Here is a 14,830-nt window from a genome sequence, read left to right as displayed (position 1 = left end):
GGGGACAGTACCGCCAGTGCGTTTCGGATATGTTGCGTTTCGCAACAATTAGTTTCAGGCCGCGGCGAAAATTGACGGCGGGGCCGCGTTTCCGCAGGAAAACCTTCAGGGACGACTGAGAGCGCTCGCATTCGCGTTGTCGCCCAGCAGTTCCGACTCCGGCTTGCCGCCGAGGATCCCCTCGAGCACATTCTTGCCGATGGCCGCCTCGGTCGGCAGCGGAATCGGATACTGGCCGTCGAAGCAGGCGCTGCACAGCCGCGTCGCGGGCTGTTCGGTGGCCGCGATCATGCCCTCGCGCGAGATGTAACCGAGAGTGTCGGCGCCGATCGAGCGGCGCACGTTCTCGACCATCTCGTCGAAGGAGTCCTCGGCGTTGTCGGGTCCGGCCCCGTTGGCGACCAGCTCCGCGCGCGAGGCGAAGTCGATGCCGTAGAAGCACGGCCACTTCACCGGCGGCGAGGCGATGCGGACGTGGATCTCCAAGGCGCCCGCCTCGCGCAGCATGCGGATCAGGGCGCGCTGGGTGTTACCGCGCACGATCGAATCGTCCACGACGATCAGACGCTTACCGCGGATCACCTCGCGCAGCGGATTGAGTTTGAGCCGGATGCCGAGCTGACGGATGGTCTGACTGGGCTGGATGAAGGTACGCCCGACATAGGCGTTCTTCATCAGGCCCTGGCCGTAGGGCACGCCCGAACCCTGGGCGTAGCCGACCGCGGCCGGGGTGCCCGACTCCGGCACCGGGATCACCAGATCGGCGTCGACCGGATGCTCGAGGGCCAAGCGGCGGCCGATATCGACGCGGGTGGCATGCACCGAGCGGCCGGAGATCGTGCTGTCGGGGCGGGCGAGATAGACGAATTCGAAGACGCAGCCCTTGGGTTCGGGATTGGCGAAGCGCAGCGACCGGACGCCGTCGGCGTCGATCGCCAGCAGTTCGCCCGGTTCGATCTCGCGGACGAACGAGGCGCCCACGATATCGAGTGCGGCAGTCTCGCTGGCTACCACCCAGCCACGATCGAGCCGACCGAGGCACAGCGGCCGCACCCCGTGCGGGTCGCGGGCGGCGTAGAGGGTGTGCTCGTCCATGAAGGTCAGGCAGAACGCGCCGCGCAGGGTGGGCAGCAGTTCCATCGCCGCCTGCTCGAGGCTCTTATCGGTGGCGGCGTGGGCCAGCAGCGCGGTCATCACATCGGAATCCGAGGTGGCCGCGATCGAGCCGTCCCGCAGGCGGGTCGAGATCAGACCGAATTCCCGTGCGCGCGCGGCCAATTCGGCGGTGTTGACCAGATTTCCGTTATGGCCCAAGGCCAGTCCGGTGCCGACCGCGGTGGTGCGGAAGATCGGCTGGGCGTTCTCCCAGGTGGTGGACCCGGTGGTGGAGTAACGGCAGTGGCCGATGGCGACGTGGCCCGGCATGGCGGCCAGCGTCTGCTCGTCGAAGACCTGGCTCACCAGGCCCAGATCCTTGAACACCAGGATCTGCTGACCATCGGTGACGGCGATGCCCGCGGCCTCCTGGCCGCGGTGCTGCAGGGCGTAGAGACCGTAATAGGTGAGTTTGGCCACATCCTCACCCGGCGCCCAGACGCCGAACACGCCGCACTCCTCGCGCGGTGAGTTCTCGTCCTGATCCGGGGTCCTGGCGGCCTCGGATAGCAGCAGGTTGGGCGTGTCGACGGACAGATCGGCGTTGGTCACCGTTTGCTCCCTGTTCGGCGGGCGGGGGGCGAAACACATTCTACGGGTCATCCGTCCGAAACCTACGGCGGGATCACGGAGATGGCAGATGGTTTGCTGCTACGGTGCGACCGTGACGACCACCGAGAGTGCGGAAACCACCCCGAACCCCCGGCGCCTGACCCCCATCCGATGGGTGTTCCCGATCGTCGTGGTGACGCTGCTGGCGTCGTTGCTGGGCGTCATGTACCTCGATTACGTTGTCGATCCCGAGAAGAATCTGCACAACTTCCCGATCGCTCTGGTCAATCAGGATGTGGGCGATACCCTCGGCGCGCCCGGCCAGCAGAAGTACGTCAACTTCGGCGATCAGGTCGTCGACGGGCTGAGCAAGGCCGTGCCGACCGACAAGATCGATCTGCGCGTGGTCGGGCTCAACGAGTCCCAGCAGCAGATGCAGTCCGCGCAGGTCTACGGCACGATCATCGTCCCCGGCGACTTCTCCAAACGCCTGGGCAATCTCGGCGTGGGCAGCGTGGTGCCCGGCGATATCGAGCGGCCGATCATCACCCTGCAGACCAATCCGCGCACCGGCGCCTTCGCCACGGCCATCGCGCAGCGCTTCGGTAACGAGGCCCTGACCCAGGTCGACGCCCTGGTCGGCAAGCAGCTCACCGATCAGGTGCGCGCGCAGCTGGCCCCTCCGCCGGGCGGACCGCCCGCGCCCGAGCTGTCCGGCGCCACCCGGATCACGCTGTCGCATCCGCTGAATATCGTGGTGGATCAGTATCGGCCGCTGCCGGGTGGTTCGGGTGAGGGCCTGACCGCGTTCTTCTACAGCCTGCTGCTGCTGTTGGTCGGCATGGTCGGCGCGATGATCATCCATCAGCTGATCGATTCGGCGCTGGGCTATCTGCCGACCGAATGGGGTCCGTGGACCGTGCACAATCCGCCCACCCAGATCTCCCGGCTGCGGACGCTGCTCCTGAAATGGGCGGCGGTGGCGACGCTGGCCGTGATCGTCTCGGCGGTCTACCTCGGGATCGCCGATGCGCTGGGCATGCAGATCGATAGACCCTTGGCGCTGTTCCTCTACGGGGCCTTCGTGATCATCGCCGTGGGCTTCACCTGTACCTCGGTGCTCGCCGCCATCGGCACGGCCGGACTGATCGTGAATCTGATCATCTTCATCGTGCTGGGCCTGCCGTCCTCGGGCGGGACGGTGCCGATCGAGGCGACCCCGAGGTACTTCGGCTGGCTGGCGAATTTCGAACCGATGCACCAGGTCTTCCTCGGCACCCGGGCGATCCTGTACTTCAACGGCAACGGCGCGGCCGGGCTCAGCCGCGGCGTCTGGATGACCGTGCTCGGCCTGGTGATCGGCATCGTGCTCGGCCTGGTCGTCACGCGCTACTACGACCGCAGAGGGTTGCAGCGCAAACCCGTCGGGGCGAAGCAGATGGCCTAGAGCCGCACGATCGGTAGCCAGTGGGCCAGTTCGCCGGTCCGGATGCCCGAGGCGCTGACCGCGGCGGATTCGACGGCGGCGGCGTACTCGAGCAGGCCCGTGGCCAGCAGCAGCCAGGTGCGGGGATCGGTCTCGATCACATTCGGTGGCGTGCCGCGGGTATGGCGCGGCCCCTCGATGCACTGCACCGCCACGAACGGCGGCACCCGGACCTCCACCGACGATCCGGGCGCGGCGGCCGCCAGCGAGCGTGCCGTCGCGCGTACCGCCGCGGCCAGTTCCGTGCGCGCGGGTGCGGCCGCGGTCTCGTCCCGCAACCACTCGCCCACAGCGGCAACCGCATTGCGCACCGCGGCGGGATCATCAGCCGTATGTCGTGCCACGTTCTCGAGGTTAGCGCCCGGGACCGATCCGAACGGCCACGGCGGGCGCGAGCGCACCGCCGACGTTGACGGCCAGGTGCAGCAGGGCCGGGGCGAGCACGCCGCCGGTGCGGCGGTACTGCCAGCCGAGCACCAGTCCGCCGACGGTCGTGACCGCGATCGCCACGGGCACGTTATCGCCCGCGCCGCGGGCGGGTGCGATATGCCACAGGCCGAAAACGCCGGCACCGAGCCATGTTCCGAGCGGGCCGACGGTCTGGTCGAGCAGCGGATCGAGAGTGGCGCGGAAGATCAGCTCCTCGCTGCACACGGTGCCCAGCAGGATATGCACCGCCGCCCATTCGACGAGCGGAACCTCCGGCGCGCGATCGCCGAATCCGGCCAGCCGAGCGCGCAGCGCCGGAACCGCCAGGGCCACACCGTAACCCGCGATCACCGCGGCCGCGGGCCCGAAGGTCGCGAGCGGGCGGCGGGCCGGACTGCCGATCGGGACGCCCCGGCCGAAGATGCGGGCATACGCGGTGGCGACGGCGGCGTTGACGGCCGTGCGGCCGCGCATGCCGAGTCCGAGGCGGGGCAGCACCAGATTGCTCCACAGCGTCGGAATGCTCACGGCGGCAAGGGCAATCGGGATGCGACGCAGGTTCACTTGGTGGCGTGTTCGTAGGCCCCCGACAGTTCGATCTGGGTGCGGATGGCCTCCACCTTCTCCGGCGTGAGATCCGGCGGCGGCGCGACGGCGCACCAGCCGTCCAGGACCAGGGTGCCGTAGTTGTGGCCGTGCCCGTCGCTGACGCCCTGGGCATTGGTCAGATCGGCGGCGACCTGCCAGAACGTCACGAACGGCCACCAGCGCATCTGCGTGGAGACATCCGAACCGCGCGGCTCGGACAGCCAATCCGGTTGGGAGAAGATCAGATCCGGCGACCACCACACGATCGGATCCGAGGCGTGCTGCAGATAGGCGATGCGCGGCCGCCGCCACTCCGGTGACGGTTTGTTCAGATCCGGTGCGGTGGAGGCGAATCGGACCACCAGGCCGTCGGCGTAGAGGGGTTCCACCTCGCGGGTGCCGGGATCGCGGCGCGAGACGAACTGCTCCCACAGGCGATTGGAGTTCGGCGGGCCGACCCACAGCGCCCCGTCGACCTTGCCGCGCAGATCGGCCAGCCCGTCGAAGGCCGACTCCGAACCCTGCGAACCCAGACTCTCCCCGTACACCAGCAGCTTCGGCCGGGATTCGGCCGGGCGCTGCGACCACGCGGCGTAGATGGCGTCGAACATCTTCTTACCGGCCACCGCGACCTTCTGCCGGTCGGCCAGAAACGACAGCACGCTGGGCAGATACGAATACTGCGAGGCCACGATCGCGGTATCGCCGTGATAGAGGTATTCGATCGCGTCGGCGGTCGCGGAGTTGACCCAGCCGGTGCCGGTGGTGGTCACCACGACCAGGACCTTGCGATCGAAGGCATGCGTGCGCTCCAGTTCGGCGACCGCCAGATCCTCTTGTGTCACACCGTTTTTCGCCGAATCCAGGCCGACGTACACCCGGATCGGCTCGCGCGCGGGCGCTCCCGAGACCGCACCGATACGGAAGGCGTCGGGTCCGTGCGAGACGAACCAGCGGCCCTCCGAGCCGAGGGTCTCCCATTTGGCGAAGGAGTCCGCACTACCGGATCGTTCGGGGCCACTCGGCTGCACCGCGTACGAAGTCATCTTGTTGTTGCGCACGCTGAACGCGGAGTTGGCCACGGCGAAGAACGCCCGCGTCGCCACGCCGTTGAAGAGCGTCACCACCAGCACCACCAGCACGATCGCGCCCACGGTCGGCGCGAGCGTGGACGGGATCCGCACCCATCGGCTGAGCTGACGCGCCAGGAATCGCACGATCTCGCGCACGGTCCGATAGGCCGCCACCACGATCGCCCCGACCGCCACGCTCAACGCGCCGGTACGCAGATACGCCGCCCGGGTCGTGCCCCGCATATCCATCAGCGCGAAGATCTGCCGTTGCCAGTCCGCCGACAGCACCAGCATCCAGATCGCCGCGAGCAGGCACAGGATCAGCACGGTCACCTTGATGGCGTATTGCCAGCGCAGCGAGGGCGTTCCGATCGGCAGCCGCGGCCGCACCCAGCGCCGGAACAACCACTCCAGCACACAGCCGACGCCGTATCCGATCGCGGCGTTCAGGCCGCTGATGAGTCCCTGGAACAGCCAATCGCGCGGCAGCAGCGACGGCGTCACCGACCACGCGAAGAACACCGTCGCGACCACCAGCCCGACGTAATTCAGGTCGATGACATCGGTCTCGACCCGGCTCAGCACCCGCGCGCCGCGCCGGGCGACGACGCGACCACGCACGCGCAGCGTTGTCAGGGCCTCGGCGGTGTCGAGCACCCGTCAAGTATGGCGGGCGACCATCCTCCCGTCCGCGACACGCCACGCGGGAGTGACCTTCCTCCCTGAATTCAGCCGAACAGCTTCGGCAGGGTGCCCTCGAATGCCGCGCGCAATTCCGCCAGCGGCACCGAGAATTGGCCCTGCACCTCGACGGAGTCGGTGCCCGAATCCGCGACACCGATGCGCGCCCACGGCAGTTCGCGCGCATCGCACATCTTGGTGAACCGCGTCTCCTCCGAGCGCGGCACCGCGACCAGCACGCGACCGGCCGATTCGGAGAACAGCGTCACGAACGGATCGGCATCCTCGGGAAGTACGATGCGGCAACCGATTTCGCCCGCCAGCGCGGATTCCACGACCGTCTGCACCAGCCCGCCCTCGCTGAGATCGTGTGCGGCGCTGATCATTCCGTCGCGCGAGCCCGCGGTCAGCACCTCGGCGAGCAGCTGCTCGCGGGCGAGGTCGACCTTGGGCGGCACGCCGCCGAGATGATCGTGTTCGACCTGCGCCCAGATGGATCCGCCGAATTCGTCGCGGGTGTCGCCGAGCAGGATCAGCGTCTCGCCCGGTTCGGCGCCGAAGCCGGTCGGAATGCGCCGGTGCACATCGTCGATCACGCCCAGTACGCCCACCACCGGCGTCGGCAGGATGGCCGTCTGCCCGGTCTGGTTGTAGAAGCTGACATTGCCGCCGGTCACCGGAATGCCCAGGGCCACACAGCCATCCGCGAGACCGCGCACGGCCTGCTGGAACTGCCACATCACGCCCGGATCCTCCGGCGAACCGAAGTTGAGGCAGTTGGTGACGGCCTTCGGGGTCGCGCCCGTGCTGGCGACGTTGCGGAACGCCTCGGCCAGCGCGAGCTGCGCGCCGGTGTAGGGATCGAGCTTGGTGTAGCGGCCCGAGGCGTCGGTGGCCAGCGCGATGCCGCGACCGGACTCCTCATCGATGCGGATCACACCGGCGTCGGCATGTTCGGCAAGCACGGTGTTGCCGCGCACATAGCGGTCGTACTGTTCGGTGATCCAGCGGCGGCTGCACAGCTGCGGGCTCGCGATCATCTTCAGCAGCGTCGCGCGCAGTTCGTCACCGGTCTTGGGGCGGGCCAAGGTATCCGGGGTGTCGGCGATCAGCGCGTCCTGCTCGGCGGGGCGCCGCACCGGCCGCTCGTACACCGGACCCTGATGTGCCACCGTGCGCGGCGGCACGTCCACCACGGTGTCACCGTGCCAGGTGATCACGAGCCGATCGCCGTCGGTGACCTCGCCGATCACCGTCGCCAGCACATCCCACTTACGGCAGACGGCCATGAACGCGTCCACGTTCTCCGGCGTGACGACCGCGCACATGCGCTCCTGCGATTCGCTCGACAGGATCTCCGCGGGGGTCATGTTGGCCGCGCGCTGCGGCACCAGGTCCAGCTCCACGCGCATGCCGCCATCCCCGGCCGCCGCGAGTTCGGAGGTGGCGCAGGACAATCCGGCGCCGCCGAGATCCTGGATGCCGACCACCAGCCCCGCGTGGTAGAGCTCGAGGCAGCATTCGATGAGGACCTTCTCCGCGAACGGATCGCCCACCTGCACGCTCGGCAGCTTCTTGCGGCCGGTGCCGGACTCGTCACCGGAGAAGGTGTCCGAGGCCAGCACGGAGACGCCGCCGATGCCGTCGAGGCCGGTGCGCGCGCCGAACAGGATGATCTTGTTGCCGGTGCCCGATGCGAACGCCAGATGCAGATCCTCCACCCGCATCACACCCGCGCACAGCGCGTTCACCAGCGGATTGCCTTGGTAGGAGGCGTCGAAGACGGTCTCGCCGCCCACATTCGGCAGGCCCAGCGAATTGCCGTAGCCGCCGACGCCGCGCACCACGCCGTCCACCACGCGCCGGGTGTCGGGGTGATCGGCCGCACCGAAGCGCAGCTGATCCATCACCGCGATCGGCCGCGCGCCCATGGCCATGATGTCGCGCACGATGCCGCCCACGCCGGTCGCCGCGCCCTGATACGGCTCCACATACGACGGGTGGTTATGGCTTTCGACCTTGAAGGTGACGGCCCAGCCGTCGCCGATGTCGACCACGCCCGCGTTCTCACCGATACCGGCCAGCATGGACTTGCGCATCTCGTCGGTGGTCGTCTCGCCGAAGTAGCGCAGATGCACCTTGGAGGACTTGTAGGAGCAGTGCTCGCTCCACATCACCGAATACATCGCCAGTTCGGCGTCGGTGGGCCGGCGGCCGAGAATCTCCCTGATGCGGGCGTATTCATCGTCCTTGAGCCCGAGTTCCTTATAAGGCTGCGGGGTATCCGGGTTTGCTGCGGCGGCGCTGACGGTGTCGACGTGGGCGGTCACAGGCGCAGTCTAATGTGTACCAAACGTGCCCCCACCAGCGAGCTACGCTCGACCCGATACGCTGAGCCCGTGAACGATCGATCCAGGGTCGCGGATCCGGACGAATTGCCCGTGACCAATTCAGCAGGGCAGTCCACCGTGAGTCTGGCGGCCCGCCAACGACGTTTGCTGTCGATTGCCATCGGGCTGCTGGTGGTCTCGGCGATCGTGTCCTATCTCACCAAACAGTGGCACGGCTATATCGATCTCCAGGTCTACCGCAACGGCGCGCGGGTATGGATCGACGGCGGTGACCTCTACGGCCCGCTGCCCAAATCGGGCGGGATCGGGCTGCCGTTCACCTATCCCCCGCTGGCCGCACTGTTCTTCGCGCCGCTGGCGCTCATGCCGCTGTGCTGGGCCGAATGGCTGGTGCTGGGGGTCTCGATCACCTGCCTGGGCGCCACGCTGTGGGTGGTGCTGAATCGGCTGCGCCCGACCCTGGACCGAACCACCCAGTGGGCGTTCGTGATCGGGGCGGTCGCGATCCTGGGACTGTCGGAGCCGATCCGGCAGACCTACAACTTCGGGCAGATCAATCTGGTGCTGATGGCGGCGGTCACCCTGGATGCCCTGGTGCGCAAGCCCTTCTGGCCGCGCGGAATGCTGATCGGCGTCGCGGTGTCGGTCAAGCTGATTCCGGCCGGATATCTGCTGTACTTCCTGCTCTGCCTGGACTGGCGGGCCATCCTGCGCCGGGACCGACACGTGCTGCGGGGCGAGGCGGGTAAGGCGATCGTCACCCTGATCGCCTCGGCGGCCGGGGCGATCGCGCTCGGATTCCTGCTGTTCCCGCGGGATTCGTCCAACTACTGGTTCCACACCCTGTTCGACACCGGCCGGATCGGGCCGCCCCAGTTCGCGGGCAACCAGTCGCTGAAGGGCTTCGCCTTCCGTCTCGGCGTCGCCGATTCGACCGCGACCGCGATCTGGATCCTGTTGTCGCTCATCGCCTTGGCGCTGGCGGCGGTCTGGATGCGGCGGTTGATCCGCGAGGACCGGCATGTATCGGCCTTCCTGGTGAACGCCGCCGCGATCCTGCTGGTGTCGCCGGTGTCGTGGTCGCATCACTGGGTGTGGATCGCCCCGGCGTTGCTGGTCGTCGCCGATGCGATCGCCCGGGGTATGCGCCAACCGTGGTTCCTCGCCGCCGCGGCCGCGATCGCCGTGCTGTTCATGGTCGGCCCGCAGTGGCTGCTGCCGCACCACGACAACCGCGAGCTGGGCTGGTCGTGGTGGCAGCAGATCGTCGGCAGCAGCTACGTGCTGGTGACCCTGGCGGTGCTGGCGGTCGGCGCGCTCGTCTACCGACCGGCTTCGGCCGGGCTCAGGAAGGCCGTCAGCGCGGCCGAATAGGCCGCCACATCGTGCGCGCCCATGAGTTCGCGCGCCGAATGCATCGCCAGCTGCGGCGCGCCCACATCCACAGTCGACATGCCGGTGCGGGCCGCGGTCATCGGGCCGATCGTGCTGCCGCACGGCAGATCCGCGCGATTGACGAATCGCTGCAACGGCACCTCGGCCCGCGCACAGGCCAGCGCGAATGCGGCCGTGCCCACCGCATCTGTGGCGTAGCGCAGATTCGGATTCACCTTCAGTACCGGACCGCCGTTGATCTCGATGCGATGGCTGGGCTCGTGCCGCTCGGGATAGTTCGGATGGGTGGCATGGGCCATATCGCCGGAGGCGCAGATCGAGCCCGCCAGCGCCGCAAAGTATTCCGAACGTCCACCGCCGCGGGCCAGCACGATCCGCTCCAGCACCGCGGGCAGCAGATCCGACTGCGCCCCGCGATCGGATTGGCTGCCGACCTCCTCGTGATCGAAGATTGCCAGCACCGGCGTCGCCGCGCCGGGACGTTCGGCGGCGGCCAGCAGGGCATGCAGGCCCGCATAACAGGTGCCCTGATTGTCCAGCCGGGGCGCGCTCACCAGATCGCCGTCGCGGCCGACCAATCGGCTCGGGGTCAGATCGTGGGTCATGAGTTCCCAGCCCAACAGCTCGCGGGGCGTGACCCCGGCATGCTCGGCCACATAGGCCAGGAACGAGCGCGGTTCGGCGCCCACGCCCCATACGGCATTCACATGCCGCTGCGGATCCAGCGTCACCCCGCGCCGATCCTCGGACAGGTGGATGGCCAGCTGCGGTATGCGCAGCAACGGCTCATCGATGCGAATCAGCTTCTCCGCCATGCCGTTTCCGGAGCGCACCGTGATCCGCCCGGAGATACCGAGCTCACGGTCCAGCCAGGAGTTCAGCCACGGGCCGCCATAGGGCTCGAGCGCCACCAGCTGCCAGCCCGCGACGGCCAGATCCGGATGCTGTTTGACCCGCAGATTCGGGCTGTCGGTATGCGCGCCGACCACCCGGAACGGATCCGCGGGACCGGCCTCGCCACTCGCCCACGCGACCAGCGATCCGCCGCGCACCACGTAGTAGCGCCCCGGGCCCACCTCGGCCCACGGCCGGGACTCCGGCAGTTCGGTGAAGCCCCGCGCGGCCAATTCGGCTGCGGCGGTACGCACGACGTGGAACGGGGAGGGCGAGGCGTCGACGAAGGCACAGAGCCCGGACGCGGTCGCGGTGGTGGAGACCGGCATACCGGAAATCCTAGACACCGTTGATCTCGTGGACCTGCTCCTGCGCCTTGATCGCATCGGTCACCCAGGTCCGATAGAAATCCAGCGGGCATTCGGCCAGGCCGCGCACGCCGACGTTGACCTTGCCCAGTCCGGTCGCGCCGCGGTGCAGCAGGGCGTGTAGTGGATTGCGTCCGGGTTCGTAGCGGCGCGCGTCGCGCAGGGCGCGCATCGACAGGCCCGCGAAGCGCATCTCGTGCGGTTCGGCGCCGCATTCGCCCAGCAGCCGGCCGTCGAAGCCGACGAGAGCCGAACGGCCGCTGTAGGAATGGACGCCGTCGAAGCCGGTCGCCCCGGCCGCGGCGACGTAGACGTTATTGGCCCAGGCCATCGTCTTGGCCATACCGACCTGCTGTTCGGCATCGCAGGCGCGCAGCGCCATACAGCGCACGATCAGTTCGGCGCCCTTCATGGCGCAATCGCGCCACAGTTCGGGATAGTTGCCGTCCTCGCCCAGCAGGATCGAGATCTGCAGGCCCTTGGGGCCGTCGCAGACGAAGGTGGTCTCGCCCGGCCAGGACAGCTCGCCCTCGGGCGCCGGGGCGATCTTGCGATAGCGCTGGACGATCTCGCCGCGGTCGTCGATCAGCACGGCGGTGTTGTACGGCGGGCGCAGCGGATGGGCCTCCTGGCACTCCGCGCCCAGGGCGAACACACCCCACACCCGGTTGCGGCGGCAGGCGGCGGCGAAAACCTCCGTCTCGTCGCCGGGAATGGCCATCGCCGTCGAGTAGAGCTCGGTTTCGTCGTACATGACGCCGGTGGTCGAAAACTCCGGCAGCACAATGAGATCGAGTTCCGGATGTCCGGTTTTCAAACCGTCGACGATATGTCCGATGCGATAGCAGTTGGCGAGCACTTCACCCCGGGAGTGCAATCGAGACATGGGATGATTGACCACGGCAACGGAAACCGTGTCCGGATTAGACGCACCATTTTCCCAACCCATGCTCGCTCCTCGGCAATAAGTACCAATGGCTCCGGCACTCCCAGACGGAAAGATCATCCGGATCCATAGTTACCGAGGGGCAAGCAGTCAGCAACCGCACTCGAGGCCGAGCGTCAGTCGGCGACGGGCATCTCCGCGACGAGCTCGAGCAGCCGCAGCAGGTCGGTGTGGTTGCGGGCGCCGATGCGCTTACGCAGATCCTCCTCCGCACGCCGCTCCTCGGCCCGCACCGAATCCACCAGCTCGGCGCCGCGTTTGGTGAGGCCGATCAGGATTCGACGCCGGTCATCCTCGGCGGCGATCCGGAAGATCAGACCGCGTTCGGCCAGGGCATCGGCATGCCGGGTGGCCGACGACGGCGGCAGCTGCGAACGCGCAGCAAGCTCGCTCATCGTGATACCTGCCTGGTCGGACAGGTTGGACAGCATCGACCACTGGTCGGCCGACAGCTGCCGCGCGCACAGCGCCGCGTCGAGGTGACGTAGCCAACTGCGCTCGGCAGCACGCAGCGCTCCATGCAAAGTGGAAAAGCCGCTTACAATGGTCGACATATTTTTCCCGCCCATCATTTTCGCTCGGACAAGAAGAGGGTACCGAATGTTCCCGTTCAGCGAGAGTCCGGACGACGTGATCGAGGTCCTCAACATCGTCCCACTCCAGGGTCCGGCGGGAATTGTTGCCCCCTCCTGTGAGGCGGCAATTGCACTCGCCGTCGAAGAAATCAACAGCGGCGCAGGAATTCTCGGCCGTGAGGTGCGTGTCACGACCCTCGATGGCGGCCGGGCTCCGCGGGAGGTCGCGTCGGAGGTTTCGGCCCTGTTGTCGACCGGCATGGTCGACGCGATCACGGGCTGGCACATCTCCGCGGTCCGCCGCGCGGTGGCGCGGGCCGCCGACGGGCGGGTGCCCTATCTGTTCGCGACCACCCACGAGGATCTGCCCAACGAGCCGCCCGGCGTGCTGATGATCGGCGAGAACCCGGCCGGGCACATCCTGCCGGCCATGGAGTGGCTGGAGCGGGAGTTCGGGGCCCGGCGCTGGGCGATCATCGGCAACGACTACATCTGGCCCATGGCGACCGGTAAGGCCGTCCGCATGGCCCATCAGGGCTCCATCACGCTGGAGAAGTACTTCCCGCTGGGTACCGAGGACTTCAGCGAGTTCCTGGGCGATCCGCGGCTGGACCGGGCCGATGGCATCGTGCTGCTGCTGGTCGGCACGGATGCGGTGCGGTTCAACCAGCAGTTCGCCCATACCGGGCGCTCCGAGCGGCAGGTCCGGGTCAGCCCGGGCATCGACGAGGGCGTACTGCTGGCGGCCGGGCCGCAGGCCAACGACAACCTCTACGTCGTCTCGAGCTTCTTTCCGGACAATCGGACCGGCGATCCGGACCGGATGGCCCGCTATCACCGCCTGCACGGCCGCTTCGCGCCGCAGCTCACCTACTTCGGAAATACCAGCTACGAGGCCATGTACACGCTGCAGTCGCTCGCGCACAACTGCGGCTCGCTGGATGTCCCGCGCATGCAGGCCGCGCTCGACGACGGCGTGGTCCTGGAGACGCCCTCGGGAGGACGGGCGTTCCAGGGCAATCACTCGCAGGAGTTCTCCGCGCTGATCGCCCGCGCCGAGGGCGTGGACCTGCAGATAGTCGACAGCGTCCGCTAGCCCCTAGCGCGAAAACCCCTACGCCGAGACGAGCGAGTCGACCGCCGACAGGAAGATGCCGAGACCGTCGTCGCTCGGACCCGTGAGCGGTTCGGTCGCATGTTCCGGATGTGGCATCAGGCCCACGATGCGGCGATCGGCCGAGCAGATGCCCGCGATGCCGCGCTGCGAACCGTTGGGGTTGTCCCCGGAGTAGCGGAAGACCACCCGGCCCTCGCCCTCCAGCTCGTCGAGCACCCGCGGCGCGGCCTGAAAGCGGCCCTCCGCGTTCTTGATCGGGATGAGGATCTGGGCGCCGGATTCGTAGCGCGAGGTCCACGCCGTATCGGTGCGCTCGACCGTCAGCCACTCGTCGCGGCAGATGAAGTGCAACCCCTCGTTACGCGTCAGCGCACCCGGCAGCAACCCGGCCTCGCAGAGCACCTGAAAGCCGTTGCAGATCCCCAGCACCGGCATACCCCGCCCGGCCGCCGCGACGACCTCGCCCATCACCGGGGCGAAGCGGGCGATCGCGCCGGCGCGCAGATAGTCGCCGTAGGAGAAGCCGCCGGGCACGACGACCGCGTCGACCTTCTTCAGATCGGCGTCGGCATGCCACAGGCCGACCGCCTCGGCGCCGGCCAGCCGCACCGCGCGGGCGGCATCGACATCGTCGAGAGTGCCCGGAAAGGTGATGACACCGATGCGCGCGGTCACAACCGCACGACCTTCCAGTCCTCGATGACCGTATTGGCCAACAGGCTCTCGGCGATCTTCTCGAGCTCCGCGTCGCTCACGCTGTCGTCGACATCGAGTTCGAATCGCTTGCCCTGCCGGACATCCGAGACACCCGGAAGTCCCAGGCGCCCCAGCGCACCGACGATGGCCTGACCCTGCGGATCCAGGATCTCGGCCTTCGGCATCACCTCGACGACGACTCGTGCCACGCGCTTGCTCCTCACGCTGCTGGGGGATTACCTGATCAGCCTAGTTGGACCGGTTCGAGCACGCCCAGCCGGGTCACACCCGATACCGGTTCACCCGCAGCGAGAGACAAGCTTCCGCGATCCGTAGTGGATCGGCACGGCCGTGGACTACTCGCTGCTCGACGAGAGCGCACTCGCGACACTGCAGGTTTGCGGCCGCCCCGTGGGGGGGGGGGGGGGGGGGCGGCGCCCCCCCCCCCCCCCCGGGGGCCCCCCCCCCCCCGGGGGGCGGGGGGCCCCCCCCCCCCCCCCCCCCCCGGCCCCAAGACAACAAGC

General features: G+C 68.2%; 13 protein-coding genes. 3 read left to right on the top strand and 10 right to left on the bottom strand.

The features are described 5' to 3' along the window. Positions 1 to 105: 105 nt before the first annotated feature. Entirely contained in the window at positions 106 to 1,707 is a 1,602-nt protein-coding gene (gene purF / locus ACIA76_RS23920; RefSeq protein ID WP_397154208.1) for an amidophosphoribosyltransferase, read from the bottom strand. Between the two features lie 166 nt (positions 1,708 to 1,873). Between purF and ACIA76_RS23915 the strand changes: the two genes are divergently transcribed. Further along, positions 1,874 to 3,154 (top strand): YhgE/Pip domain-containing protein, encoded by a 1,281-nt coding sequence (locus ACIA76_RS23915; RefSeq protein ID WP_397154520.1) that lies wholly within the window; start codon positions 1,874 to 1,876, stop codon positions 3,152 to 3,154. On the opposite strand, the gene ACIA76_RS23910 is transcribed toward ACIA76_RS23915, so the two are convergent. The 4 genes from ACIA76_RS23910 to purL all read right to left on the bottom strand — a co-directional run bounded on the left by ACIA76_RS23910 (position 3,151) and on the right by purL (position 8,294). After that, complete coding sequence (locus tag ACIA76_RS23910; protein WP_397154206.1) at positions 3,151 to 3,537, bottom strand: sterol carrier family protein; 387 nt, start codon at positions 3,535 to 3,537, stop codon at positions 3,151 to 3,153. The genes ACIA76_RS23915 and ACIA76_RS23910 overlap by 4 nt on opposite strands. 10 nt (positions 3,538 to 3,547) lie before the next feature. After that, positions 3,548 to 4,150 carry a lysostaphin resistance A-like protein gene (locus ACIA76_RS23905; protein ID WP_397154204.1) on the bottom strand — a complete coding sequence of 201 codons (603 nt, stop codon included), beginning with the start codon at positions 4,148 to 4,150 and terminating at the stop codon, positions 3,548 to 3,550. Positions 4,151 to 4,182: 32 nt separating this feature from the next. Next, positions 4,183 to 5,940, bottom strand: coding sequence for an alpha/beta hydrolase (locus ACIA76_RS23900; RefSeq protein WP_397154202.1), 1,758 nt, complete (start codon positions 5,938 to 5,940; stop codon positions 4,183 to 4,185). Between the two features lie 71 nt (positions 5,941 to 6,011). After that, on the bottom strand, positions 6,012 to 8,294 hold the full coding sequence (gene purL, locus ACIA76_RS23895; RefSeq protein WP_397154200.1) for a phosphoribosylformylglycinamidine synthase subunit PurL: 2,283 nt from the start codon (positions 8,292 to 8,294) through the stop codon (positions 6,012 to 6,014). A 69-nt stretch (positions 8,295 to 8,363) separates the two neighbouring features. Between purL and ACIA76_RS23890 the strand changes: the two genes are divergently transcribed. Then, the gene (locus tag ACIA76_RS23890) at positions 8,364 to 9,689 is read left to right on the top strand and encodes a glycosyltransferase 87 family protein (protein ID WP_397154198.1); all 1,326 of its coding nucleotides are present in this window, start codon (positions 8,364 to 8,366) and stop codon (positions 9,687 to 9,689) included. Here the strand turns inward: ACIA76_RS23890 and ACIA76_RS23885 are convergent. From ACIA76_RS23885 to ACIA76_RS23875, 3 genes are all read right to left on the bottom strand, one after another. Then, positions 9,638 to 10,933 (bottom strand): M18 family aminopeptidase, encoded by a 1,296-nt coding sequence (locus ACIA76_RS23885; protein WP_397154196.1) that lies wholly within the window; start codon positions 10,931 to 10,933, stop codon positions 9,638 to 9,640. The genes ACIA76_RS23890 and ACIA76_RS23885 overlap by 52 nt on opposite strands. A gap of 10 nt (positions 10,934 to 10,943) precedes the next feature. Then, entirely contained in the window at positions 10,944 to 11,921 is a 978-nt protein-coding gene (locus ACIA76_RS23880) for an aliphatic amidase (protein WP_397154194.1), read from the bottom strand. A 113-nt stretch (positions 11,922 to 12,034) separates the two neighbouring features. Further along, positions 12,035 to 12,472, bottom strand: coding sequence for a MarR family transcriptional regulator (locus ACIA76_RS23875; protein ID WP_195112459.1), 438 nt, complete (start codon positions 12,470 to 12,472; stop codon positions 12,035 to 12,037). On the opposite strand from ACIA76_RS23875, the gene ACIA76_RS23870 reads away from it, so the two are divergent. After that, positions 12,462 to 13,589, top strand: a complete 1,128-nt coding sequence (locus ACIA76_RS23870; RefSeq protein ID WP_397154192.1) for a substrate-binding domain-containing protein — start codon at positions 12,462 to 12,464, stop codon at positions 13,587 to 13,589. The two genes, ACIA76_RS23875 and ACIA76_RS23870, sit on opposite strands and share 11 nt — an antisense overlap. An 18-nt stretch (positions 13,590 to 13,607) precedes the next feature. Here ACIA76_RS23870 and purQ read toward each other — a convergent pair whose 3' ends face one another. Then, complete coding sequence (gene purQ, locus ACIA76_RS23865; RefSeq protein ID WP_397154190.1) at positions 13,608 to 14,285, bottom strand: phosphoribosylformylglycinamidine synthase subunit PurQ; 678 nt, start codon at positions 14,283 to 14,285, stop codon at positions 13,608 to 13,610. Next, on the bottom strand, positions 14,282 to 14,515 hold the full coding sequence (gene purS / locus ACIA76_RS23860; RefSeq protein WP_062507976.1) for a phosphoribosylformylglycinamidine synthase subunit PurS: 234 nt from the start codon (positions 14,513 to 14,515) through the stop codon (positions 14,282 to 14,284). The genes purQ and purS overlap by 4 nt, the downstream gene beginning before the upstream one ends. Positions 14,516 to 14,830: the final 315 nt, after the last annotated feature.

It is taken from the genome of Nocardia sp. NPDC051570 (assembly GCF_044454005.1).
Classification (GTDB): domain Bacteria; phylum Actinomycetota; class Actinomycetes; order Mycobacteriales; family Mycobacteriaceae; genus Nocardia.
The sequence above is the reverse complement of the archived record's forward strand: the minus strand, read 5'-3'. Positions and strand labels throughout refer to the sequence as shown.